The following is a 24,584-nucleotide window of genomic DNA, read 5'->3' as shown; positions in this document are numbered from 1 at the left end:
CCTTACCCTCGCGCCCACTCCAGGGGGTGGGGCGCACATTGGCCGAGCGGGCGAAACGGGGATTGGCGCGCATGTTCGCGGAACAGGCGCCGGTGCTGCGCGGGTTCTTCGTGCGTCGCGGCGCCAACGACGAAGCGGAGGACCTCGTGCAGGAGACGTATCTGCGCCTGCTCCGGGCGCACCAGACGCAGGGCGAGGCCATCGGCAACCCGGAGGCCTACCTGTTCACGGTCGCGCTGAACCTGGCGCGCGAGCAGGCGGTGCGCCGGCAGCGGCCCGTGCACTCCATCGACGAGGTGGAACACATGACGTCGCTGCTGGCGGCCGAGGAGTCCGTCGAGGACGCCACCGAGCGTGCGCAGCGGCGTCGTCGCCTGCAGGCGCTGCTGGGCACGCTGCCCGAGCGCACCCGCGCGGTGCTGGTCATGCAGTACCGCGACGGGCTGAGCTACAAGCAGATCGCGCAGCGCATGGGCGTGTCGCCGCACATGGTGAAGAAGCACGTGGTGCGCGGCCTGTCGATGTGCCGGCAGGCGCTGACGGAGGACATAGGCACGCCATGACGGAACGGAATCCAGCGCCGGGGCGCATCGCGGAAGAAGCCCTGGAGTGGCATGCGCGGCAGCGGCAGGGTGGACTGCAGGCCGCGCAGCAGGCGGAATTCATGGAGTGGCTGGTCGCCTCGCCGGAGCACCTGCGCGAGTACCTGGCCGTCGGGCGCCTGGCTGCGGAACTGGCCGACGCAATGCGCGCGATGCCGGCGGACGCGCGGCAAACCGGCGGGCCGTCGCCGGCGCGTGCCGATAATGTCGTCGCGCTGCCTACGCGTCGGCGCACGCACGACATGCCGGTTTCGAGCCCGCGTCGCGCGCACGGCCGTCGCTGGCTCGCCGCGGCCGTGCTGGTGCTGACCGTCGGCGTCGCGGTCCGCATGGCGATTCCGCAGAGCGCCCATTACGCCGCGGAACATGGCGAGCCGCGGCGTGTGGAGTTGCCCGACGGCACGGTGGCGCACCTCAATGCCGAGAGCGCGATGCGCGTGCGCTTCGGCCTGTTCGGTCGTCGCATCGAACTGGAACGCGGCCAGGCGAGCTTTGTCGTCGCGCCGGACCGCCGTCCGCTCAGCGTGCACGCGGCCGGATTGCAGATGCAGGACATCGGCACGACGTTCGACGTGTCGCTGCAACGCGAGCAGGCGCGCATCGGCGTGGCCGAAGGTCGCGTGCAGGTGATCGGCGAAGACGGCGAGGGCCGCATGCTGGCCGACCTGCATGCCGGCCAGAGCGCGCGCGTGGCCTATCGCGACCTGGCCGTCACTGTGCGCGACGAGGATGTCGACACGATGACGGCGTGGTGGACGCGCCGCATCGTCTTCCACGACGAATCGCTGCGCGACGTCGCGGACGCCTTCAACCGGCTCAATGGCACGCGCCTGCAGGTGGACGATGCCGCCGGCGCGATGCGCCTGACCGGCAACCTGCGCGCGGACGACCTGGCATCGATGCGTGCGTTCCTCGACCAGCAACCGATGCTGGTGACGCGAGCGACCGCCGGTGGGATCGAGGTGAGCGCGCGCGTGTCGCCGGTGCATGCCTCACGCGCGAGCGTTCCTTCGACTGGCGCACCGAATCGCTGAATCGCTGATGCGCGAATTCCTGCCGATCCTGTTGCGCCGAACGCTGTAAGAAAAAATTCATCGAAAAAACGGTGCCCGATTCTCCTCCGGCGCCCTCGTAGTCCAGGCATGCGCGACCGATGCGTTCGCGCCAACGCCATTACCACCCCACCTGGACCCTACGATGCGTCGAACTCTCTTTCTCTCGATCGTGCTGGCACTACAGGCCATGCCCGTCATCGCGCAGGACGCGCGCGTGGCGAGCGAGGCCATTCCCGCGCAATCGCTGGACCGCTCGCTCAATGCGCTGTCGCGCCAGACCGGCCTGCAGTTCGTCTACAGCGCCCAGACCGCAGGCAATCCGCAGACGCGTGCGATTCCCGCCGGCCTTGCGGCGGACGAAGTGCTTACGCAGTTGCTGGCCGGCACGGGCCTGCGCCATCGCTATCTCAATCCGACCACGGTGACGATCGAGGCAGAAGCGCCCCAAGGCACTGCGCCCACCGCGGCGCCGACCGCGGCCGCGCCGTCGCAGGCCGCTGCCGCGCCGCAACCGGACGACGCGGTGCTGGAACTGGAGAGCATCCAGGTGGTCGCCAGCTACAGCCGCAGCCTGGAACAGGCAGTGGAACTCAAGCGCGCCAACATCGGTTTCTCCGACTCGGTCGTCGCCACCGACGTGGCCGACTTTCCCGAGCAGAACCTGGCCGAGGCGCTGCAGCGCATGCCGGGCGTGACCATCGAGCGCAACAAGGGCCTGGGCACCAAGGTCAACGTGCGCGGGCTGCCGTCCGAGTACACGCAGGTCTCGATCAACGACCTGGCGACCGCATCGGGCAGCGGCGGTCGCGATGTCGAGTTCGACATCTTCGCCTCCGAGATCATCCAGCAGGTCACGGTGCAGAAGTCGCCGACCGCGGCCGACGAGGAAGGCGGCATTGCCGGCAACGTGAAGATCTCCACGGCGCGTCCGTTCGACTACGACGACCGCAAGCTGGTGTTCTCGGCCGAAGGCGCGCACAACTCCATCTCGGAGGAGATCGACCCGAAATTCGCGTTCCTGGCCAGCGATACCTGGGGCGACTGGGGCGGCCTGGTGTCGTTCTCCAAGGCCAGGCGCACCAACCGCACCGACTCGACCTCGGGCATCAATTTCCGCCCGATGTCGCGCTTCCTCGGCGCCTCCGGCACGCGCGGCGCGCAGGCTGAGGCGGTGCTGGAGCGCGATGCCGACGTGGTGATCAACAACCGCGCGAACACCGCCGAGTCCAACCTGATCGTCTTCCAGGACAAGGTGGGCGACCGCGTCTACGTGAACGAGCAGGACAAGTGGGGCGCCACCGCTTCGCTGCAGTACAAGCCGAGCAACCGCTTCAGCCTGAGCTTCGACGCGATGGTCGGTGCGTACGACGCCACCGAGGACGAGTACGATGCCGCGGCGTACTCCGCATCCAGCCGCAGCACGCTGGAGACCATCCACGAGTACGACGCGGACACGCTGTCGCAGTACGGCATGGTGGTCCTGCGCGACGTGTCCTACACCGCCACCCAGCACGAGTTCCTGAGCAAGGAACGCATCAGCAAGACCGACTACCAGCAGTACAGCGTCGACTTGGACTGGCTGGGCGACACCTGGCGCCTGGACGCCATGGCGGGCTTTAGCGGCGCCGAGAAGACGCTCGATTATTCCAACCTCAAGCACGTGGCGTACGCGCCGTCGCGTACCCGCTGGACCGGTAACAGCGGCGAGACCATCCCCAGCGCCAACCCGGCTTCGTTCGACATGTACAACTCGCCTTCGAGGTACCTGTTCGAGGCCTACGAGACCACGCTGGAAGAGATCAGCGACGACAAGTACGCCGCGCAGGTGGACTTCACCAAGACCTTCGACCTGGCCTTCGCCCCGGCGCTGCGCAGCGTGCAGTTCGGCGCGCGCTACACCGACAAGTCGAAGGAGCGCCAGTACGGCGAGCTGAAGATCACCGGTCCGACGGCCGGCAGCACCGCATGGGTCAACACCCGCACGCTGGCCGACAGCCCGCTGCAGTCGATCGGCGACATCGTCCCGGGCGGCGGCTACAGCCTCAAGGGCCTGGACTGGATGCAGGTGTCCAACGAGTACGCGCGCAACGCGTTCCGCTACGCCGGCTTCTACACGCCGTTCGACGATGGCCAGTACTACCGCGTGGACGAGGACGTGACGGCGCTGTACGCGATGGCCGACTTCGCCTTCGACGTGGGCCAGGTACCGGTGACAGTGAACGCGGGCGCACGCTACGTCGACACCTCGGTGTTGTCGTTCGGCTTCCACCCGGTGCAGAACGCCGACGGCACCACCGGTTACACCGATTCGCCGGTGTCGAAGAAGGGGAGCTACGACGACCTGCTGCCCAGCCTCAACGCGACCGCGGAACTGGCCGAAGGCTTGCTGCTGCGTGCAGCCGCATCGGAGACGATGATGCGGCCCTCGCTCACCGACATCGCCTACAAGCGCACCGCCAGCTGGAGTTCGTTCCGCTTCACCGACGGCAACCCGGACCTGCAGCCCACCTACGCCAAGCAGTGGGAAGTGGGCCTGGAGAAGTACTTCGACAACGGCGGCCTGCTGGCCGGTTCGTACTTCCGCAAGAAGATCGACGGCGTGGTGATCAACTCCTTCACCGGCATCGTACCGGACGTGGCCGTGTACAACGCCAACGGCACGCTCAACGGCGTCTACGACTTCGACGTGTACCAGCCGGTGAACGCCGACGGCACCTACGAGGTGGAGGGCATCGAGCTGAACGCGCAGCTGCCGCTGGGCACCCTGCACGAATCGCTGGAAGGCTTCGGCATCAACGCCAACTACACTTGGCTGGACAGCTCGCTGGCCGGCGAATCCGACCTGGGCATCCGCACGCCCATGCCGGGCCTGGCCGAGAAGACCTACAACTTCACCGCCTATTACGAGAACGACCGTTTCGACGCGCGCGTCTCGTACAACCACAAGGGCGAGTACGTGGAGTCCATCGGCTACGACATGTATCCGATCTGGCGCGACGCCTACGGCCAGGTGGACATGTCGATCGGCTATCGCCTGACCGACAACCTCAAGCTCACGCTCAAGGGCATCAACATGACGGACGAGGAGACCACCGGCTACACGATGGATCCCGCGTTCCCGACCATGTACGAGCGCTCGGGCCGCCGCATCAGCCTGGGCATCCGCGCCGACTTCTGAGCCGTCGCATGCGTGCCGGGCGGCGTATGCCGCCCGGTGCGTTCGCCTTTCAGCGTAGAGACGCCGGGCGTGCGTAGGAGCGAGCTTGCTCGCGACATGAGGCGACCTCTGTCGCCAGCAAGCTGGCTCCTACATCAAGTCCGATGAGATCGCTGATTGCTCGTATGTAAAGGAATCACCATGAAATCTGCCATGCCGCTGCACGTCCTGATCCTGCTGTGCTGCGCCTCGCCCGCGTGGGCGGCCGATGCCGACGAGGGCCGGAGCTGGCTCGCCGGCGATCACCACGTGCACAGCGAATGGAGCGTGGACTGGGACGAATCGACCTCCCCACCGACGCCGATCCGCGGCGGCGATTCGCCGTACACGCGCTCGCGCAACGCCAGGCAGGCCGTCGCGCACGGGCTGCGCTGGATGGTGCACACCGACCACGGCGGCCCGGGTCATTCGAGGGTCACGCGTGATCACGCATGGCCGGCCCTGCAACAGGCCCGACGCGACGTGCCTGCGCTGATCCAGTTCAATGGCATGGAGTTCGACGTGCCGGGTGGCGAACACGCGTCGCTGATCATCGCACCCGGTCCGGACGAGCATGACCAGCTGGTCGGCCTGGAACGCGACTACAGCCGCCGCGATCCGCTGCAGCGCGGCACGCGCGAGGACGGTCGGCTGATGCTCAACGCGCTGGCGCACATGCGCACGATGACGCCGCAGCCGCTGGTGTTCATCAATCACCCTTCGCGCTCGGCGGAAGGCGTGGGCGAGTGGGGCGACGTCGAACCTGCCGAGCTGCGCCAGTGGCACGATGCCGCGCCGCAGGTGCTGGTCGGCATGGAGGGCGCGCCGGGTCACCAGGCCGCCCCGCAGCATCGTGGCCTGTATCGCAATACCGATGCGCCCACGTTTGGTGGCTTCGACCAGATGACCGCACGCGTCGGCGGCGTGTGGGACGCCATGCTCGCCAGCGGTCGGCGGTTCTGGATCACGGCGACATCGGACTCGCACGAGAACGTGCGCGACGGTGGCCGCGATTTCGATCCTGGGCAGTACAGCAAGACCTACGTATGGGCGCGGCCCGAGGCGGGCGACGTGCTCGATGGACTGCGTGATGGACGCATCTTCGCCGTCACCGGCGACCTGATCGATGCGATGCAGCTGACCGTGCGACCTGACGGCGACGCATCACGCTCCGCGCAACTGGGCGAGACCCTGTCCGTGCCGGCCGGCACCGCGCTGCGCGTGGAACTCAAGCTGCGCCAGCCCGAACGAGCCAACTTCAACGGCGACCGGCCCGCGCTGGATCACGTGGACCTGATCATCGGCTCCGCGGGCACGGACGGCGCGCCGCACATGCAGGTGAAACGACTCGACGCCCACCAATGGCAACGCGACGGGCAATGGCTGTCGATGCAGTGGAGCCTGCCGGCCATGCCGAAAGGCGGCTTCGTGCGCGTGCGCGGCAGCAACACGCCGGAGGCCGCGCCGTCGGCCGATCCTGCAGGCGAGGATCCGTGGAAGGACCTGTGGTTCTATTCCAACCCGGTGTTCGTGCGGATCGAGGGCTGAAGCAGCGATTCACTTGACGGCGTTGACCGTATCCTCCGATTGCACGCAACGCCGGAGACCTTCGTGACCCAACGCCTTTTCGTCTACGGGAGCCTTGCGCCAGGACGCGCCAACGCGCACGTGCTGGCCGGGCTGCGTGGCACGTGGGAGCCGGCCAGCGTGAAAGGCACGCTGCGACAGGAAGGCTGGGGCGCGGCGATCGGCTTCCCCGGCATCGTGCTGGACGTCGACGGCGGGGAAGTGAATGGACAGGTCTTCACTTCAGACGAACTGCCGCAGCACTGGGCGCGACTGGATGCGTTCGAAGGCGATGGCTATGCGCGGGTACTTGCCAACGTACGCCTTCACGATGGCCGCGAGGTGGACGCCTACATCTATTGCCTCGCCGACGCGGCGGGCTGACCTTATCCGCGCACGGCCGACGCGGATGGTCCGCAGGCTTACGAATGGCCCGTACCGGTCGCCGCTTCGCGCCGACCAGAAAGATGCCTGCGCAGCGATGCGCGCGCATGGCGCAGCGGATCCTTGAACGGCAGCAGCAGTCGCCGATAGAAGAACGACAAGGCGCGACGCGACATCGGCACGCGCCGCGCGAGTCCTTCCTGGATGGTGTAGACGCATGGCCCGCACGTGCCGCATGGCTTGCCGCGCACCGGTGTATGGCAGAACCAGGTCATCTCCATGATGTCGCCCCAGTCCGAGCCGTTGGCCTGTCGGCTGATCTCGACCTTGTCGATCAGGAACAGCGGAAAGCTGAAGGAGCCGAACAGCCGGTACTCGGGGGTGCCGGCGTGCTTTGGATCCACGCGCACGCTGCGGAAGCCGGCCGGATGGTCGAACTCGGTCACCATCGTGCGCAGGACCGACTGCACGCGATCGTCGACATGCACGCCGATCTCCATGTCGTTTATGCCGTGCTGCCTGCAGAAGGCCGGCAGCCACACGTACTGGCTGCCGATGTAGTTGCGCCGGCGTACCTCGGCCAGCGCCGTGGCGAATTCGGGGTCGGTGGGAAGTTTGCTCACCTCGGCCACATGCAGGGGCTGCAGCAGCTCACGTGTATGCGGATATCGCGCATGCAGTACGCCGATGATCCCCGCCATCGTCTTCAGTTCGATGTCGGTCGACGCGCGGGTCGGATCCTTCAGGTAGTACGGTGCCACTTCGACGCGATGGACCAGAAGCAGCTGGAGCAGGCGGAAGGTCGAATCCCACCCGCCGGTCCAGAGCAGGTTCACGCGTGGCGTGCGGACGGGGCCGGAAGTAGCTTCCATCTTTCGTTCCCTTGTGACCGTTGGGTGCAATGACGCGATCTTTCTACACCACGGATTAATGAGGCCATCGTGATGTTGCTGAACGCAGCGACCGTTCATCGCACGTTGTGCGACGCAGATCGCGAAAGCCCGCAGATTGCCGATTGGAATGGCAAGGATCGATTGATCGACAGTCAGCTCGGTCAACGTCGAGTGAAAGTGTGCGAATTACCCCGGAGTATGCTCCAGACAAAACTCCAAGCAGTTCCACAACGTCGCAACGCCCGAGCGCGGTGCGGCTCTGCCAAGGTTGGACGCATGTCATTGCATAAACACGTCGACGCGCCCGCATCGCTTTCGTTTCCGACCATGGCATTGCCGGACACCTGGGATCGGCAGTCCTTCTGGAACTTCGCCGATCGCGCCAAGGAGGCGACGGAAGCGCTCGCCGAGCAGAAGATGAAGGCGCTGGAGCATATGCCGGTGGAGGCGTTGCGCGTCTTCTGCACGCAGTACCGCTTCTTCACCATCGACTACATCAGCGATCTGGCGTTGCTGGTGGCCAAGCTTCCGTTTGGCGGGCTGCGCAGCCTGCTCAGCCAGATCCTCTCGGAAGAGCTGGGCGAAGGCGATGCCACCAAGGCGCATCCGGAGATCTACGACCGGTTCCTTTCGAGCATCGGCGTGGCACGCGACGAGCTGGATCATCCGATCCCGGCCAATCACGCCATCCTGAGCGGCCTCACCGACGAGATGATGCGCAGCGGTCCCGCGTTCGGCGTGGGCCTGCGCGGCATGGGCGGCGAATGCCTGTGCCAGACCTATCTGTCGGTGATGTTCGAGCACCTTCGCGTGCATCCCTACATGCGCGAGAACGAAGACCGCATCGACTGGGAGTTCTGGACGATCCACACCGGAGAGCAGGACATCGTGCACGGCGAGATGACGCGCGCCGCCATCGACAACTACATCCGCGAGGAGCCGGGCGCGTTGCCCGAGCTGGCGCGCGGCTACGAGCGCAGTATCACGGCCTGGAACCAGTTCTGGCAGAACATCTTCGAAACCTGCGCGCCGCGTCCGCGCACCGTGTCGTGACAACGATGGGAAAGATCACGCAGTTCCACCTCGCATTCCCCGTGCGGGACCTAGACGAGGCGCGTCATTTCTACGGCGAAGTGATCGGCTGTCCGCAAGGGCGCAGCGATACTTCGTACCAGGACTTCGATTTCTTCGGTCATCACCTGGTGGCGCACATCTCCGGCGACGGGCAGCCACTGCAGGCCGGACGCTTCGATGGCGAAGCGGTGCCCGTTCCGCATTTCGGCATGAACCTGGACCGTGAAGCCTGGGAGACCCTGGCACGACGCCTCAAGGGTGCCGGCGTGCAGTTCCACGAAGAGCCGCACCTGCGCCTGAAGGGCAAGCCGGGCCAGCACGTGACGATGTTCCTGTTCGATCCATCGGGCAACGCGCTCGAGTTCAAGTCGTTCGACGATCCCGAACAGACCTTCATTCCGTGAGCGCGACGACAATGGCCCAGACCAGCGTCGAAAGCGTCCGCGAGCCCGCGACCACCACGCAGGACGACGTGTCGGCCGCGCGCCGCGACGACCGCCGCCACGTGCTGCACTCCTGGTCGTCGTACGCCAACCTGCAGCCGGTGGTGGTGACCGGAGGGCAGGGCGCCTGGTTCCACGACGAGGAAGGACGCCGCTGGCTGGATTTCTCCAGCCAGCTCGTCAACGTCAACGTGGGTCATCAGCATCCGAAGCTGGTGGCCGCCATCCAGGCACAGGCCGCGAAGCTGTGCACGATCGCGCCGTACCACGCCAACGAGGCCACCAGCGAAGCCGCGTGTCTGATCGCCGAGGTCGCACCGGGCGACCTGAATCGCGTGTTCTTCACCAACGGCGGCGCCGAGGCGGTGGAGAACGCGATCCGCATGGCGCGGCTGCACACCGGCCGGCACAAGGTGCTGACCGCGTATCGCAGCTATCACGGCGCGACCGCGGGTGCGCTCACTGCAAGCGGCGACCCGCGGCGGTGGGCATCGGAGCCGGGCATTTCCGGCATCGTGCGTTTCTGGGGGCCGTATCCGTACCGCTCCGCGTTCCACTCGGCCGACGCCGCGCAGGAATGCGAGCGTGCGCTGGCGCATCTGCGCGACACGATCATGGCCGAAGGTGCACAGAACATCGCGGCGATCCTGCTGGAATCGGTGGTGGGCGCCAACGGCATCCTCGTGCCGCCCGACGGGTATCTGCAGGGCGTGCGCAGGTTGTGCGACGCGCACGGCATCGTGATGATCGCCGACGAGGTGATGGTGGGCTTCGGCCGCTGCGGCGAGTGGTTCGCGGTCGACCACTGGGGCATCGTGCCCGACCTCATCACCTTCGCCAAGGGCGTCAATTCCGGCTACGTGCCGCTGGGCGGCGTAATCATCAGCGATGCCGTCGCGGCCAGTTTCGCCACGCGCGCGTATCCGGGCGGACTGACCTATGCAGGGCATCCGCTGGCCTGCGCGGCGGCCGTCGCGTGCATTGGCATCTACCGCGAGGAAAACCTGATCGATCGTGCACGCCGACTGGGCACCGACGTCATTGGCCCCGCGCTGGAGGCGATGAAGGCGCGGCATCCCTCGGTGGGCGACGTGCGCGGGCTCGGCGCGTTCTGGGCGATCGAGCTGGTGCGCAACCGTGCCACGCGCGAACCGCTGGTGCCGTTCAACGCATCGGCCGGCGCGGACGCGGCGATGACGGAGTTCGCCACCGCCTGCAAGCGCCGAGGCCTGTGGCCGTTCGTGGCCGGCAACCGCCTGCACATCGCGCCGCCGCTGGTCATCGACGAGCAGGATCTGCGCGACGGTCTGACGATCATCGACGAAGCGCTGGCCGTCGCCGACCGTCACTGCAGCGGCTGAATGCATCGCGCCCGCGTACCGGGTGCCGTCAGGCCTTGCTGCGACTCCGGCGAATGCGATTGGCCGACGGCGCATGCGCCGCCTGCGGCGCACGGCGCGTGCGCTTGCCAATCGCGCCTTTCGCGGCCGCATGCAGGATGCGCTGGAACGTTGGACATTCCATGTGGCTGGGCGCGCGGCATGCCGCTGCGTGCAGCAATCCCTCGCGCATCGCGGTGAGCTGGCGGATGCTGCGCTCCAGCTCACCGGCCTTGTCGACCAGCCGCTGGCGATCGATCTGCACCTGGCCGTCGGGCACGAGCATCTGCGCGATCTCGTCCAGCGGGAAGCCGGCCGCACGCCCCAGCGCGATCAGCGCCAGCCGCTGCAGCACCGCTTCGTCGAACACGCGCCGCTGGCCGCGCCGGCCGATGGAGGCGATCAGCCCCCTGTCCTCGTAGAAGCGCAGCGCGGAGGCTGGCACGCCGGAGCGCTGCGCCACTTCGCCGATGTCGAGCTCCCGCACTGTTGACCTCAAGTCGAGTTGAAGTGGCACCGTGCACCGGACCCAAGACAGGAGCACGACGATGGATGTTACGCACGACCGCCCGGATTCGCAGGCTGCGTTATGGAACGGCACCGCCGGGCAGGCATGGGTGCAACTGCAGGCGCTGCTGGACGGGATGTTCGAGCCGATCGAGCGGGTGCTGGTAGCGGAAGCGACCGCGTTCGGCAGCGGGCCGGTGCTGGACGTGGGCTGCGGCACGGGCGCGACCACGCTGGCGATCGCGCGTGCGCTTGGCCTTTCCCACGACTGCGTGGGCGTGGATGTGTCTGCGCCGATGATCGCGGCGGCACGTGACCGGGTGCCCGCGCAAGCGTCCAACGTGAGCTTCGTCGAGGCGGATGCGCAGCGGCATGCATTCGAGCCCGGCCGCTTCCGTCTGATCGTCTCGCGCTTCGGGGTGATGTTCTTCGACGAACCGGTGGAGGCCTTCGCAAACCTGCGTCAGGCGGCGACGGACGACGCGCAGATGCGCCTGATCGCGTGGCGCAGTGCAGCGGACAATCCCTTCATGACCGCTGCCGAGCGTGCCGTCGCGTCGCTGCTGCCGCCGTTCCCCACGCGCGTGCCGGAAGCGCCCGGACAATTCGCCTTCGCCGATCCGCAGCGCGTGCAGGCCATTCTTGCCCAGGCCGGATGGCATGACGTCTCGCTGCAGCCACTCGATGTCGCCTGCACGCTGCCTGGGCGTGAGTTGCCGACCTACCTGGGTCGCCTGGGGCCGGTAGGCCGCGCACTGCAGGATGTGGACGGGGACACGCGCGAACGCGTGCTGGCCGTTGCACGCCGCGCATTCGAACCGTACGTGCACGGCGGCCAGGTCCGCTTCGATGCCGCGTGCTGGATGATCGCCGCACGTGCCTCCGTGCCTGGAGCGCGCCAGTGATGGCGCCGATCGAGGTCATCGCGCGCACCTGCCTGATCGGCGTGGGCGCCACCACTGCGATGGACGTCTGGGCGCTGGTGCGCCGGCGCGTGTTCGGTCTGCCCGCGCTCGACTATGCGCTGGTCGGACGCTGGCTGGCGTGGTTGCCGCGCGGGCGCGTGGTGCACACGCCCATCGCGGCCACGCCGCCGGTGTCTGGCGAGGGCGTGATCGGATGGGCCGCGCATTACCTCATCGGTGTTGCGTTCGCGGCCGTGCTCGTCGCGCTGTGCGGAACCGCATGGCTGAGCGACCCGACGCCGGTGCCGGCCGTGATCATCGGCGTTGCCAGCGTGGTCGCGCCGTTCTTCATCCTGCAACCCGCACTCGGTGCCGGCATTGCGGCGTGTCGAACACCGCGACCGTGGGCGGCACGCATGCACAGCGTGGTGACGCACACGGTGTTCGGAGTGGGCCTGTATGCGAGCGCGTGGATCGTGGCACGGCTGGCGGCATGAGGTTCAGTCCTCGCCGATGTCCTCGTTCCATACGTCCGGATGCGCGGCGATCCAGTCGCCGAGCATCGCGATGCACTCCTCATCGTGCAGGTCGATGACGCGCACCCCGTTCTCGCGCAGCCAGTCGATGCCGCCCTGGAAGTTCACCGACTCGCCCACCACCACTGTGCCGATGTTGAACTGCCGCACCAGTCCGCTGCAGTACCAGCACGGAGCCAGCGTGGTCACCATGATGGTGTCGCGGTAGTTGCGCTGCCGTCCGGCCTTGCGGAAGGCATCGGTTTCGCCATGCACGGATGGATCGCCCTCCTGCACGCGGCGGTTGTGGCCACAGCCGAGCAGCGTACCTTCGTTGCGGTACAGCGCCGCACCGATGGGGATGCCGCCTTCAGCAAGTCCTTGACGCGCTTCGGCGACGGCGGTGGCGAGCAGTGCACGGTAGTCGGTCGTTTCGATCATGCGTGGGTTCCTTGCGGTTGCGCGCGACGCAGCATGTCGATGTGCGGGATGCCGTCGTCGAGGTAGGGATCGGATGACGGCACGAAACCGTGCCGCCCATAGAAATGCTGCAGATGCGCCTGCGCGCCGATCTGCACGTCGGCGCCGGGCCAGCGCGCGTCGATCTGCGTCAACGCGACGCGCACCAGCGGATCGCCCAGGCCGCGGCCTCGCCATGCCGGCGCAGTGAGCACGCGGCCGAAACTCACCTGCGGATAGCTCAGGCCCGCGGGCAGGATGCGCAGGTACGCGGCCAGTGCCCCATCGTCGTCGGTGGCCATCACGTGCACGGCCTCCGGATGCACGTCCTTGCCGTCGGGGTCGAGATAGACGCATTGCTGTTCCACCACGAACACTTCTGCGCGCAGCTTGAGCAGCGCGTACAGCGTAAGCGTGTCGAGTTCGCGGAAGCCGCAGGCGTGCCAGCGCAGATCGGGTTCGGGTGCGTTCATGCCGCTATCTTGCCCGCCGGAAGACGCTTGCGGCGAGTTTTCTTCACCGCGCGATGATCATGCTGAGCCGCGCCTCGACAAAGCACAACGAAGGCGTCCGATGTGCCGGCGCATTCACTCCGGGTTCGCGACGCCCGCACAAGACTCCAGTGCGTCCAAACAGGAGGAGACGAATGAACAAGTCCGTCATGCTGGGTGCGTTGCTGCTTGTCTCGGGTGCCGCTTTCGCGCAGACCACGAGTGCGCCCACCGGGCCGCTCACCGAACACCAGGTTCGCCAGCGCCTGGCCGAGCAGGGCTACACCAAGGTCAACGACGTCAAGTTCGAGGATGGCGTGTGGAAGGCCGATGCGCGCAGCGCCGAGGGCAATCGCGTCGACGTGCGCCTGGATGCGGCCACCGGCCGCGTCTATCCGGAAGAACAGGTCGCCAACCTGAGCGAGGCCGACGTGCGCGCCCGCCTCGCGGCTGCCGGGTACACCAATGTCCACGACGTCGATTTCGAGGACGGCATCTGGAACGCGGAAGGCGACGACCCGGCCGGCAAGGACGTGGAGCTGAAGATCGACCCCGCCACCGGCAAGGTGATCGGCAAGGAAAAGGATTGAGCAAGGATTGAGGCCGTGGTTGCTCCTTCCCTGCAGGCGGGGGAGGAGTCGACGGCTCCGGTTTTTGTTCCCTCCCCTGCGTGCAAGGGAGGAGTCGAATCGTTGGCGATTTGTGCTTCTGCTTCTGCTCCCTCCCCTGCGCGCAGGGGAGGGTTGGGGAGGGGTCCGAGCCGCAACATGGCGAGCTCGACGCTGACGCGCTCACCCTTTCCATCCTCCCTGCAGGCCGGAAGGAGTGAACACCGGCGCATCGGCCCGCCGCCCATTCACCCCCGCACACCCATCCGCCATTGGTTGGCTGGTCCCGCGACCCGCGGGCACCTACCATCGGCCGGCACTTCCCATCAGGCATCCACCATGAAGCAACCGGCCGTATCGCTGCTCGCGCTTTCCCTTTCCCTGGTCCTGCACCCCGCGCTGGCCGCGAAGCCGCCGCAGATCGATCCCACTCGCCTGTCGCGGGACGTGAAGGTGCTGTCCTCCGACGAGTTCGAAGGCCGCGGCCCCGCGACCGCTGGCGAGACAAAGACCGTCGAGTACGTCGTCGCGCAGCTCAAGGCGGCGGGCGTGCAGCCCGGCGGCGACCTGAAGGACGGCAAGCGCGAGTGGACGCAGGCGGTGCCGCTGGCACGTTCGGAGATCACCGGGACGCCGCAGCTGTCCGTGAAGGCCGGCGGCAAGGCGCAGCCGCTCACGCAGGGTGAGCAGATCGCCGTGCGCGCCGCGCAGGACGGCACCACGTCGGTGGACATCGCCAACGCGCCGCTGGTGTTCGTCGGTTACGGCGTCAAGGCGCCGGAGCGCGACTGGGACGACTTCAAGGGCGTGGACCTGAAGGGCAAGATCGCCGTCGTCCTGATCAACGATCCCGACTTCGAGGGTGGCGAAGGCGACTTCGGCGGCAAGGCCATGACCTACTACGGCCGCTGGACCTACAAGTACGAGGAAGCCGCGCGCCAGGGTGCGCTGGGCCTGCTGATCGTGCACGAGACCGAGCCGGCCTCGTACGGCTGGGCGACGGTGAAGAACTCCAACACCAACACCATGTTCGACGTGGTGCGCGACGATCCGGCCTCGGTGCATCCGACACTGGAAGGCTGGATCCAGCGCGACTTCGCGCAGCAGCTGTTCAAGAACGCCGGCCAGGACTTCGACGCGCTGAAGGCGCAGGCGAAGACCAAGGCGTTCAAGCCGGTCGAACTGAAGGGCGCCACGCTCAGCGCCAAGTACGACGTGAAGCGCGAGATCATCACCTCGCACAACATCGTCGGCCGCATCGAGGGCACCAAGCGTCCGGACGAGACCGTCGTGTATTCCGCGCACTGGGATCACCTGGGCGTGGGCCAGCCGGACGCGAAGGGCGACCGCATCTACAACGGCGCCGTGGACAACGCCACCGGCACCGCCGCGCTGATCGAATTGGGCCGCGCGTTCGCCAAGGCGCCCAAGCCCGATCGATCCATCGTCTTCCTGGCCGTGACCGCTGAAGAGAAGGGCCTGCTGGGTTCGGAGTACTACGCCTCCAAACCGCTGTATCCGCTGGGCAAGACCGTTGCAGTGCTCAACATGGACGCACTCGACCCGCACGGCCCCGCGCGCAACTTCACCACGTCCGGCAGCGCGAAGCAGGAACTGCTCGACCAGCTGGTGGCCACCGCGAAGCAGCAGTGGAAGCTGGACTACGTGACCGATCCGAAGCCGGAAGCCGGCCATTTCTTCCGCTCCGACCACTTCCCGTTCGCCAAGCGCGGCGTGCCGGCGGTGTCGTTCGGCTCCGGCAACGACCTGGTGGATGGCGGCCTGGAAGCGGGCAAGAAGATGGAAGAGGCCTACGTCGCCGACCGCTACCACCAGCCGGCCGACCAGTGGGAAGCCGGCTGGACGTTCACCGGCATGCAGCGCGACCTGCAGCTGCTCTACATCGTGGGCCGCGACCTGGCCGACTCGGACCGCTGGCCGAACTGGGACGCCTCGTCGGAATTCCGCGCCGCACGCGATGCCAGCGCGGCGGAGCGCAAGTAAGCGACGCTAGCAGAACATCACGACCACAAGCGAAGCGGGCGGGGCGACGGCCTCGCCCGTTTTCTTTGGGACAAGCCAGCGCATCCACCAGCGCAGCGACCCACACTTGCACTCATCGTGGTACGACCATGCAGCGCGGGCTGCATCAATGGCGGGAATCCGCCTCTCCCGGATCGGTGGACGTTCCCCGCAGGCAAATACGGTCCGCGTAAAAAAAAGAAACCGCCGGAGGCCGGCGGTTTCTCGTCGCTGCAGCGGGGTGTACAGACTTCAGCCGTTGGGCACGTCGCCCGACGGCACCTGCGATTCGGCGTCGACCGTCAGCAGGCGGTTGATGTCCTGCACGTCGGCGATGTCCAGCGTGCCGGCGGCTTCTTCCAGCAGCAGGCGGTTCTGCAGGTGGTTGTAGCGTGCGCGGGCGAACTCGAGCTGTGCGGTGAACAGGTTGTTCTGGTTCTGCAGCACGTCCAGCACGGTGCGGGTACCGACTTCCAGGCCGACCTGCGACGCGTCGTACGCGCTCTGCGCCGAGACCAGCGCCAGACGGCGCGCCTCGACCTCGCTGATGCTCGCCACCAGCGTCTGGTAGGCATTGCGCGTATTGCGCACCAGGGCGCGCTTCTGCTGCTCCAGTTCGTCCGTCGCCACGTCGCGGCGGGCCAGCGCCTGGCGCACGCCCGATTGCGTGGCCCCGCCGGAGAAGATCGGCACCGACAGGGTCAGGCCGACCGACGGACCGAAGTCGCGGCTGTCGACGTCACGGGTCGTGCCCAGCACGGTGCTGTCGCCCCAGGTTTCGTTGTCGCCGTAGGAACCGCTCAGGTACAGGCGCGGCCAGTGACCGGCGCGGGCGGTGTCCACGTCGGCCTCGGTCGAGGCGACCTGCAGTTCCTTGGCGCGCAGGGCGGGGTTGTTCTCGATGGCGGTCTGCACCCAGCCGTCGGCATCGCGCGTTTCCGGCAGCGTGGGCTGGAAATCCTTCGGCAGGCCCTTGACGTTGCGGATCGGCTGGCCGGTGATTTCGGCCAATGCCTGGTAGGCATCCTCCACCGCATTGCGCGCCAGGATGGTGTTGGCGCGCGCGCTGTCGTACTGCGCGCGGGCCTCGTGCACGTCGGTGATCGGCGCCAGGCCGACTTCCAGGCGCTTGGAGGCGTAGTCGAACTGCTTCTTCAGGGCGGTCTCGGCGGCTTCCGCGGCAGCCAACGATTCCAGCGCGATCAGCACGTTGAAGTACGCGGCGGAGGTACGCGTGGTCAGGTTGTTGCCCGATGCGGCGAGCTGGAAGTCCGAGGCCTCCGCCAGCGCCTTGGCGCTGCGATGGCGGGTGAAGTTGGCGCGGTCATAGACCATCTGGCTCAACTGCACCTGCGTGCCGCGCGTGGTGGACTCCGAATCGCGGTCGCCCGGCGTGACCGAGCCGTCGGCGTTGATCTGCGCGTCGCCGCGGCTGTAGTTGCGGCTCTTGTTGATCGAGGCCGTGCCGTCGATCTGCGGGAGCATCGCCGCGCGGGTCTGCACCGCGCCTTCGCGGACGGCCAGGCGGTTGGATTCGGCGGCGGAGAGTTGTGGATCGCTGTTGCGCGCCAGCTCGTAGGTCTGCAGGAGGTCTTCGGCGGAGGCCGTGGCCGGCAACAGGGCCGACAGGCTCACGGCAGCGGCGAGGGCGATGACGAGCGGGCGGCGGATCATGCGATGTCCTTGTCCGTTTTACGTTCTTATGGAGCCGCCCGCATGGAGATCACACGGGCGATGTGGGGATAGAGTCAGAACTGGAACGTCGGTGCGGGGGCCGCGCCGGCGAGGTAGGGGATATCGGTTTCGAACAACGACTGGATGCGCGGAGCGTTGACATCGTTGCGCACCAGCACCGCTTCCATTACCGGCGAGCGGCCGCGCACGATGAACATGCGCCCGTTCGGTTGCAGCCATTCGATGAAGCGCTGCGGGATGGCGTCCACTGCGCCCGTGACCAGGATCGCGCTGAAGCGGCGGTCCGGATTCCAGGAGAAAGCGTCGGCGTGGACCACCTGAGCATTGCCGATGGCCTGCTCGGCCAGCGCGGCGCGGGCGGCCTCGGCCAGGTCGGCGTGGCGCTCGATGCCCACCACTTCGCGCGCCAGGCGGCCGGCGCAGGCGGTGAGGTAGCCGGTGCCGGCACCGATCACCAGCACGTCGTCGGCCGGGTCCAGCGCCAGCGCCTGCAGCGCACGACCCTCGACCACCGGCTTGAGCGAGAACTCGCCATGGCCCAGCGGCAGCGCCAGGTCGGCGTAGGCCAGGGCGCGATGCGCCGCGGGCATGAAGGCCTCGCGCGGCAGCGTCGTCATCACATCGAGCACGCGCGGGTCGAGCACGTCCCAGGGACGTACCTGCTGCTCGACCATCAGTTCGCGTGCCTTGTTGTAATCCATGGAATTCATCGGGTGCATCTCGCGCAAAGGACCGCGAATTGTAACGGTTTCGGCCTATCGGGCCGTCGCGGGCGCGGCGCACAGGATGGCGGCGCGCCGACGGACGGACTGAGTGCCAGAAGTAACCAAGACGGATGTCATCGACGCGCCTGTGCCGTCTTGCCGGACTTGGCCGCAGCCGCCGGAGGTGCCTGGTAGGCGCGCAGGAACAGGTCCACGGCGGCGGCCAGATGGGCCTCGATCTCCGCCGCCGCCGGGCCCGGGCCGCCGAACACCATGCAGGCGTGCGGCTCACCCTTCAACAGGGCGAAGAACTGTCCGGCTGCGCGCGGCACGTCGGGGATGTCGAGCTCGCCCGCCGCGATGCGGCGCTCGAGCAGCGCCGCGAAATCCCCCTGCACACGCATCGGGCCGGCTTCCCAGAACCGTCGCGGCAGCGACGAGGCCGCCATCTGCGGCGAACACAGCATGCGGTGCCCGGCCACGGCTTCCGGTGCGGTGACCATCGAATAGAACGCGTGCGCGATTTCCAGCAGGCGCTCGCGCAGCGGCGTCTCGGGCGAGGGTTCGAACAGCGAGGACGGCAGCGACAGGTCGCAATGGGATTCCACCGCGGCGACGAACAATGCCTCCTTGTCGCCGAAGTGGCTGTAGACGGTGAGCTTGGAGACGCCGGCCTCGGCCGCGATCTGGTCCATGCTCACGCCGTCGAGCCCGTGCTGGGTAAACATCCGCTTCGCCGCCTCGAGGATGGCGGCGCGCTTGCCCAGATCCTTGGGGCGGCCGGGGCCGGAAGACTTGGGATGGCTGGCAGCCGTCGACGGATTGGCTGCGGGCTGGCGTGAAGCGCTCATGCTGTAATACTAGACTAGCCGGTTTGATATTTATACAGTACTGACAGGTACATTAATTAACCCCGAGGTCCCCCGCAATGCGCAGCCGAGCTCCCGCTGCTGCCCGCCGCACCGCATGGATGCTGTTGGGCGTGTCGACCTTTTTATTGGCGTCCTGCGGGGGCGATGCGGCCCCCGAAGAGGTCCCGCGGCCGGTCCTGGTGACCCACCCGGTCGCCGCCGACCAGACCGCCACCGCCTTTGCCGGTGAAGTGCGGGCCCGCGAGGAAAGCCCGCTGTCGTTCCGGGTCGGCGGAAAGCTGATCGAGCGCAAGGTCGAGGTGGGCGATCACGTCCGTCGCGGGCAGGTGCTCGCGGTCCTCGATCCGGGCGACCTGCAGGCGCAGGCGCGTGCGGCGCAGGCGCAGCTCGCCGCGGCCGAAGCCGAACTGGGTCGCGCGCGCGCCGACCAGGCGCGCTTCGCCCGGCTCGCCAACGACCAGCTGGTCAGCCGTTCCACTCTGGATGCGCAGAACGCCGCCGCCACCGCCGCGCAGGGCCAGGTGAATGCCGCCCGCGCGGAGCTGGAAGTCGCGCGCAACCAGGCCGGGTATTCGCAACTGCGTGCCACGCGCGACGGCGTGATCGCCGCTCGCAACGCGGAAGCGGGGCAGGTGGTCGCCGCGGGCCAGACGGTCTTCAGCCTGGCCGCGGATGGTGTGCGCGAAATCGCGATCGCGCTGCCAGAGGCGATGGTGTCGAACGTGGCCGTCGGACAGCCGGTGCAGGTCGAAGCCTGGTCGCGGCCGGGCAACCGCTGGAATGGACGCATCCGCGAGATCTCGCCGGCCGCCGATCCCGCCTCGCGCACGTTCGCCGCGCGCGTGACGGTGGATGCGCCCGCCGGTGCGATCGAACTGGGTCAGAGCGCCCGCGTCTACCTGCCCGGCCATGGCAACGGCGGCCTGAGCGTGCCGCTGTCGGCGCTGCAGCGCCAGAACGGTGGCAGCGCCGTGTACGTGGTCGACAACAAGACGTCTACGGTGAAGCTGCGGCCGGTGCAGACCGGCGCCTTCGGCGAAGACCGCGTGCCGGTGAAGAGCGGCCTGGCCGCATCGGACTGGGTGGTCGCCGCGGGCGGACATCTGCTGCGCGACGGGCAGAAGGTGCAGCCGGTGGATCGGGACAACCGCCCCGTAAAGGCGAACTGACCGAAGCAGTCGAGCGTGATGCTCTCGATGAAGCAGTAGAAGCGACTCCCGCAAGGCACGAACGCCCTTCCCCTGCTTGCGGGGGAAGGGGACGGGATGGGGCGAGCGTCGAAGCAGTTCGATTCGAGCGCATCGCTCTCGCCCTCACCCCAACCCTCTCCCGCAAGCGGGAGAGGGGGCGAAAAGCTAAAGAGCTGACCACCCATGCGCTTCAACCTTTCCGAATGGGCGCTGCGCCATCGCAGCCTGATCATCTACGCGATGCTGGTGATGGCCATCGCCGGCACGTTCTCGTACCTGCGGCTGGGCCGCAGCGAGGATCCGTCCTTCACCTTCAAGGTGATGGTGGTGCGCACGCTGTGGCCGGGCGCGACCGCCGAGGAAGTCTCGCGCCAGGTTACCGAGCGCATCGAGAAGAAGCTGATGGAGACCGGCCAGTACGAGTTCATCCGCTCGTACTCGCGCGCCGGCGAATCGCAGGTGATGTTCATCGCCAAGGATTCGCTGCGGTCGAAGGACATCGGCCCGCTGTGGTACCAGGTGCGCAAGAAGATCGGCGACATCCGGCCGACGCTGCCGAGCGATGTGGTGGGGCCGTTCTTCAACGACGAGTTCGGCGACACCTTCGGCAACATCTATGCGCTGACCGGCAAGGGCTTCGACTACGCCGTGCTGAAGGACTACGCCGAGCGCGTGCAGCTGGCGCTGCAGTCGCAGCCGGACGTGGGCAAGATCGAGCTGTTCGGCGTGCAGGACGAGAAGGTCTGGATCGAGCTGTCCAACGTGAAGCTGTCCACGCTGGGCGTGCCCGCTGCGGCCGTGCAGCAGGCGCTGGACGAGCAGAACGCGATGGTCCCGGCCGGCTTCTTCGAGACCGGCAGTACGCGCGTGCCGCTGCGCGTTGGCGGCAAGTTCAGTTCGGTGGAAGAGATCCGCGAGTTCCCCATCCGCGTCGGTGATCGCACGTTCCGCCTGGGCGACGTCGCCGACGTGCGCCGCGGGTTCGCCGATCCGCCGGCGCCGCGCATGCGCTTCATGGGGGAGGACGCCATCGGCATCGGCGTGTCGATGAAGGAAGGCGGCGACATCCTCAAGCTCGGCAAGACGCTGGAAAGCGAGTTCGCCAACCTGCAGAAGACGCTGCCGGCCGGCATGGAGCTGCGCAAGGTCGCGGACCAGCCCGCGGCGGTGACCGAGTCGGTCGGCGAGTTTGTGCGCGTGCTGTCCGAGGCCGTGGCCATCGTGCTGCTGGTGAGCTTTTTCTCGCTCGGCCTGCGCACCGGCTTCGTGGTGGCGCTGTCCATCCCGCTGGTGCTGGCGATGACCTTCGCGGTGATGGACGTGTTCGGCGTGGGCCTGCACAAGATCTCGCTGGGCGCGCTGGTGCTGGCGCTGGGCCTGCTCGTCGACGACGCGATCATCGCGGTGGAGATGATGGCCATCAAGATGGAGCAGGGCTTCAGCCGCCTGAAGGCGGCGGCCTTCGCGTGGGACAGCACCGCCTTCCCGATGCTCACCGGCACGCTGATCACCGCCGCCGGCTTCCTGCCCATCGCCACCGCCAAGTCCAGCACGGGCGAATACACGCGCTCGCTGTTCGAGGTGGTGACCATTGCGCTGGTGGTGTCGTGGATCGCGGCGGTCGCGTTCATCCCCTACCTGGGCGACAAGTTGCTGCCCGATTACGGCCACGCCGCCAAGCCGCCGAAGCCCGGCTCGATCCCGCAGCGCTGGTACGCGCTGCGCGAGCGCATCGCCAGCCGCTTCCCGAAACTGCACGACTACATCGCGCCCAAGCCGCCGATCGACGGGCATGCGCACGATCCATATGCGAGCAAGTTCTACGTGCGCTTCCGCGAGTGGGTCACCTTCTGCGTGCGTCATCGCTGGTTGGTGATCGCGGTGACGGCGGGTGCGTTCGTGCTGTCTATCGTGATGTTCCGCTTCGTGCCGCAGCAGTTCTTCCCGGATTCCACCCGGCCGGAACTGATGATCGACATGGAACTGGCCGAAGGCAGCTCCCTGCGTGCGACCACCACCCAGGCCCAGCGCCTGGAAGCCGTGCTGAAGGAGCGCAAGGACCTGGCGAACTTCGTCGCGTACGTCGGCACCGGTTCGCCGCGTTACTACCTGCCTCTGGACCAGCAACTGCCGGCTGCCAACTTCGCGCAGTTCGTGCTGACGCCCAAGAGCCTGGAGGCGCGCGAGGAGATCCGCAGCTGGCTGATCGAGGACGTGTTCAAGCGCTTCCCCGAGCTGCAGATGCGCGTGACGCGACTGGAGAACGGCCCGCCTGTGGGCTATCCGGTGCAGTTCCGCGTGTCGGGCGAGCACATCGACAAGGTGCGCGAGATTGCCTACCAGGTGCAGAAGAAGTTCCGCGAGAACCCGCACGTGGCCAACGTGAATCTGGACTGGGACGAACCCAACAAGGTCGTGCGCCTGGTGGTTGACCAGGAGCGTGCGCGCGCGATGGGCGTGAGCTCGGCGCGGCTGTCGCAGTTCCTGTCCAGCTCGCTGTCGGGCTCGCACATCAGCACCTACCGCGAGGGCAACGAGCTGATCGAGATGCTGCTGCGCGGCCCGGCCGAGGAGCGCCTGCGGCTGGACATGCTGGGCAGCCTGATGGTGCCGACTGAAAGCGGCAAGAGCGTTCCACTGACGCAGATCGCCACGCTCGACTACGGCTTCGAGGAAGGCATCATCTGGCATCGCGACCGTCGCCCGACCATGACCGTGCGCGCCGACATCTACGACGGCACGCAGCCGGCCACGGTGACCGCGCAGATATCGCCGACGCTGGATGACCTGCGCGCGAAGCTGCCGTACGGCTATTCCATCGACATCGGCGGCAGCGTGGAGGACTCCGCACGTGGCCAGAAGTCGATCAACGCCGGCATGCCGCTGTTCCTGTTCGTGGTGTTCACGCTGCTGATGCTGCAGCTGCGCAGCTTCTCGCGCAGCTTCATGGTGCTGCTGACCGCGCCGCTGGGACTGATCGGCGTGACACTGTTCCTGCTGGTGTTCCGCGTGCCGTTCGGCTTCGTGGCGATGCTGGGCACCATCGCGCTGGCCGGCATGATCATGCGCAACTCGGTGATCCTGGTGGACCAGATCGAGCACGACATCCGCGAGGGTTCGCAGCCGTGGGAGGCGATCGTGGAGGCCACGGTGCGGCGCTTCCGCCCGATCGTGTTGACCGCGCTCGCGGCGATCCTGGCGATGATCCCGCTGTCGCGCAGTGCGTTCTTCGGGCCGATGGCGGTGGCGATCATGGGCGGCCTGACGATGGCGACGTTCCTGACGCTGCTGTTCCTGCCGGCGCTGTACGCTGCGTGGTTCCGGGTGAAGGCGCCGCAGGCGGCATGACCGGACGTACGAGGCAGCCGTAGAAATGGAAAGGGCGCCGCGAGGCGCCCTTTCTGTTTCAGTGCGCGCCCCAGGGCGGCGGCGGTGCGGGAACAGGTTGCGACAGGTCGAACTCGACACGGAACAATCGGCCCGGTCGCGCGAGTTCGTAGACGAAACGCCGGTCCGGTTCGATCTCCATCGCCCAGACGTTGGTGAGGGAAACCTCGCGCTTCTCGCGCGTGAACAATGCCCTGGACTCGTCATCCGCCGGGAACGTCTGCCGCTTCGGCGTGCCGGCATCGACGGTGTCGCCGCCGTACATCGTCAGTACATCCTCGCTGCCATCCTCATGGCGGTGGTCGTGCTTGAGACGCAGGCCATCGGGCGTACGCGTGAGCACCCACGTGCGCGAGCGGTCCTTGCCGACCACGAACGGAATGCGCAGCGTGTCGCCGTCGCATTCGCGCACGTACATCACGAGCGCCTTGCCCGCGAACGGGTCAGGGCCCTGCGCAGATGGTGTGTCGATGACCACGCGGCCGGCGTACGCCTTCCCGCACAGGGCGGCGAGGTTGCGGAAGAAATCATCGGCGGGCGTGCCGTCCGCCGCAGGAGCGGGAGTGAGGGTGCTGCAGGCGCTTCCGAGCAACGCCAGGCAGAGCAGGGGAATGCGAAGGAGGGTCTTCATCGCCGC

22 protein-coding genes are annotated in these 24,584 nt (G+C 67.4%); 14 read left to right on the top strand and 8 right to left on the bottom strand.

The window, feature by feature from the left end; translation table 11 throughout:
- Positions 1 to 38 precede the first annotated feature (38 nt).
- The 5 genes from VFE83_RS13445 to VFE83_RS13425 all read left to right on the top strand — a co-directional run bounded on the left by VFE83_RS13445 (position 39) and on the right by VFE83_RS13425 (position 6,803).
- Positions 39 to 563, top strand: a complete 525-nt coding sequence (locus VFE83_RS13445; RefSeq protein WP_324907103.1) for an RNA polymerase sigma factor — start codon at positions 39 to 41, stop codon at positions 561 to 563.
- The gene (locus tag VFE83_RS13440; protein WP_324906962.1) at positions 560 to 1,636 is read left to right on the top strand and encodes a FecR family protein; all 1,077 of its coding nucleotides are present in this window, start codon (positions 560 to 562) and stop codon (positions 1,634 to 1,636) included. Before VFE83_RS13445 ends, VFE83_RS13440 begins: the two co-directional genes overlap by 4 nt.
- A gap of 163 nt (positions 1,637 to 1,799) precedes the next feature.
- On the top strand, positions 1,800 to 4,835 hold the full coding sequence (locus VFE83_RS13435) for a TonB-dependent receptor (protein WP_324906960.1): 3,036 nt from the start codon (positions 1,800 to 1,802) through the stop codon (positions 4,833 to 4,835).
- Between the two features lie 180 nt (positions 4,836 to 5,015).
- Complete coding sequence (locus VFE83_RS13430; RefSeq protein ID WP_324906958.1) at positions 5,016 to 6,401, top strand: hypothetical protein; 1,386 nt, start codon at positions 5,016 to 5,018, stop codon at positions 6,399 to 6,401.
- 63 nt (positions 6,402 to 6,464) lie between these two features.
- Complete coding sequence (locus tag VFE83_RS13425) at positions 6,465 to 6,803, top strand: gamma-glutamylcyclotransferase family protein (RefSeq protein ID WP_324906956.1); 339 nt, start codon at positions 6,465 to 6,467, stop codon at positions 6,801 to 6,803.
- A 38-nt stretch (positions 6,804 to 6,841) separates the two neighbouring features.
- Here the strand turns inward: VFE83_RS13425 and VFE83_RS13420 are convergent, their stop codons facing one another.
- Positions 6,842 to 7,675: a hypothetical protein gene (locus tag VFE83_RS13420; RefSeq protein ID WP_324906955.1), complete on the bottom strand. Its 834-nt coding sequence runs from the start codon at positions 7,673 to 7,675 to the stop codon at positions 6,842 to 6,844.
- A gap of 297 nt (positions 7,676 to 7,972) precedes the next feature.
- Here VFE83_RS13420 and VFE83_RS13415 point away from each other — a divergent pair, with 297 nt between their 5' ends.
- From VFE83_RS13415 to VFE83_RS13405, 3 genes are read left to right on the top strand one after another with little or no spacing between them, the layout of a single operon-like run.
- The gene (locus tag VFE83_RS13415) at positions 7,973 to 8,749 is read left to right on the top strand and encodes an iron-containing redox enzyme family protein (RefSeq protein ID WP_324906953.1); all 777 of its coding nucleotides are present in this window, start codon (positions 7,973 to 7,975) and stop codon (positions 8,747 to 8,749) included.
- 5 nt (positions 8,750 to 8,754) lie between these two features.
- Entirely contained in the window at positions 8,755 to 9,174 is a 420-nt protein-coding gene (locus VFE83_RS13410; protein WP_324906951.1) for a VOC family protein, read from the top strand.
- Positions 9,175 to 9,185: 11 nt separating this feature from the next.
- On the top strand, positions 9,186 to 10,574 hold the full coding sequence (locus tag VFE83_RS13405) for an aspartate aminotransferase family protein (protein ID WP_324906949.1): 1,389 nt from the start codon (positions 9,186 to 9,188) through the stop codon (positions 10,572 to 10,574).
- A gap of 28 nt (positions 10,575 to 10,602) precedes the next feature.
- Here the strand turns inward: VFE83_RS13405 and VFE83_RS13400 are convergent, their stop codons facing one another.
- The gene (locus VFE83_RS13400) at positions 10,603 to 11,079 is read right to left on the bottom strand and encodes a helix-turn-helix domain-containing protein (protein WP_324906947.1); all 477 of its coding nucleotides are present in this window, start codon (positions 11,077 to 11,079) and stop codon (positions 10,603 to 10,605) included.
- Between the two features lie 61 nt (positions 11,080 to 11,140).
- On the opposite strand from VFE83_RS13400, the gene VFE83_RS13395 reads away from it, so the two are divergent.
- A complete protein-coding gene (locus VFE83_RS13395; protein WP_324906945.1) occupies positions 11,141 to 12,004 on the top strand; it encodes a class I SAM-dependent methyltransferase in 864 nt (287 codons plus the stop codon).
- On the top strand, positions 12,004 to 12,501 hold the full coding sequence (locus VFE83_RS13390) for a DUF2938 domain-containing protein (protein WP_324907101.1): 498 nt from the start codon (positions 12,004 to 12,006) through the stop codon (positions 12,499 to 12,501). Before VFE83_RS13395 ends, VFE83_RS13390 begins: the two co-directional genes overlap by 1 nt.
- Before the next feature lie 3 nt (positions 12,502 to 12,504).
- Here VFE83_RS13390 and VFE83_RS13385 read toward each other — a convergent pair whose 3' ends face one another.
- Together VFE83_RS13385 and VFE83_RS13380 are read right to left on the bottom strand one after the other, a co-directional pair.
- On the bottom strand, positions 12,505 to 12,960 hold the full coding sequence (locus VFE83_RS13385; RefSeq protein WP_324906943.1) for a nucleoside deaminase: 456 nt from the start codon (positions 12,958 to 12,960) through the stop codon (positions 12,505 to 12,507).
- Positions 12,957 to 13,451, bottom strand: coding sequence for a GNAT family N-acetyltransferase (locus VFE83_RS13380; protein ID WP_324906941.1), 495 nt, complete (start codon positions 13,449 to 13,451; stop codon positions 12,957 to 12,959). Before VFE83_RS13380 ends, VFE83_RS13385 begins: the two co-directional genes overlap by 4 nt.
- Before the next feature lie 173 nt (positions 13,452 to 13,624).
- Between VFE83_RS13380 and VFE83_RS13375 the strand changes: the two genes are divergently transcribed.
- Positions 13,625 to 14,059 (top strand): PepSY domain-containing protein, encoded by a 435-nt coding sequence (locus VFE83_RS13375; RefSeq protein WP_324906939.1) that lies wholly within the window; start codon positions 13,625 to 13,627, stop codon positions 14,057 to 14,059.
- 357 nt (positions 14,060 to 14,416) lie between these two features.
- Complete coding sequence (locus VFE83_RS13370) at positions 14,417 to 16,081, top strand: M28 family metallopeptidase (RefSeq protein ID WP_324906937.1); 1,665 nt, start codon at positions 14,417 to 14,419, stop codon at positions 16,079 to 16,081.
- 270 nt (positions 16,082 to 16,351) lie between these two features.
- Here the strand turns inward: VFE83_RS13370 and VFE83_RS13365 are convergent, their stop codons facing one another.
- From VFE83_RS13365 to VFE83_RS13355, 3 genes are all read right to left on the bottom strand, one after another.
- Positions 16,352 to 17,773 carry a TolC family outer membrane protein gene (locus VFE83_RS13365; RefSeq protein WP_324906935.1) on the bottom strand — a complete coding sequence of 474 codons (1,422 nt, stop codon included), beginning with the start codon at positions 17,771 to 17,773 and terminating at the stop codon, positions 16,352 to 16,354.
- Positions 17,774 to 17,847: 74 nt separating this feature from the next.
- Positions 17,848 to 18,504, bottom strand: a complete 657-nt coding sequence (locus VFE83_RS13360; RefSeq protein WP_324906934.1) for a protein-L-isoaspartate O-methyltransferase — start codon at positions 18,502 to 18,504, stop codon at positions 17,848 to 17,850.
- 128 nt (positions 18,505 to 18,632) lie between these two features.
- The gene (locus tag VFE83_RS13355; RefSeq protein ID WP_324906932.1) at positions 18,633 to 19,349 is read right to left on the bottom strand and encodes a TetR/AcrR family transcriptional regulator; all 717 of its coding nucleotides are present in this window, start codon (positions 19,347 to 19,349) and stop codon (positions 18,633 to 18,635) included.
- A gap of 77 nt (positions 19,350 to 19,426) precedes the next feature.
- Between VFE83_RS13355 and VFE83_RS13350 the strand changes: the two genes are divergently transcribed.
- Positions 19,427 to 20,539 (top strand): efflux RND transporter periplasmic adaptor subunit, encoded by a 1,113-nt coding sequence (locus VFE83_RS13350; RefSeq protein WP_414674745.1) that lies wholly within the window; start codon positions 19,427 to 19,429, stop codon positions 20,537 to 20,539.
- 204 nt (positions 20,540 to 20,743) lie between these two features.
- Positions 20,744 to 23,908: an efflux RND transporter permease subunit gene (locus tag VFE83_RS13345; RefSeq protein WP_324906928.1), complete on the top strand. Its 3,165-nt coding sequence runs from the start codon at positions 20,744 to 20,746 to the stop codon at positions 23,906 to 23,908.
- A gap of 58 nt (positions 23,909 to 23,966) precedes the next feature.
- Here the strand turns inward: VFE83_RS13345 and VFE83_RS13340 are convergent, their stop codons facing one another.
- Positions 23,967 to 24,578, bottom strand: a complete 612-nt coding sequence (locus VFE83_RS13340) for a hypothetical protein (protein ID WP_324906926.1) — start codon at positions 24,576 to 24,578, stop codon at positions 23,967 to 23,969.
- Positions 24,579 to 24,584: the final 6 nt, after the last annotated feature.

The sequence above is a fragment of the Lysobacter sp. genome (assembly GCF_035655815.1).
Classification (GTDB): domain Bacteria; phylum Pseudomonadota; class Gammaproteobacteria; order Xanthomonadales; family Xanthomonadaceae; genus Lysobacter_J.
Note: the sequence above shows the minus strand (reverse complement) of the source record. Positions and strands in the feature narration are given on the sequence as shown.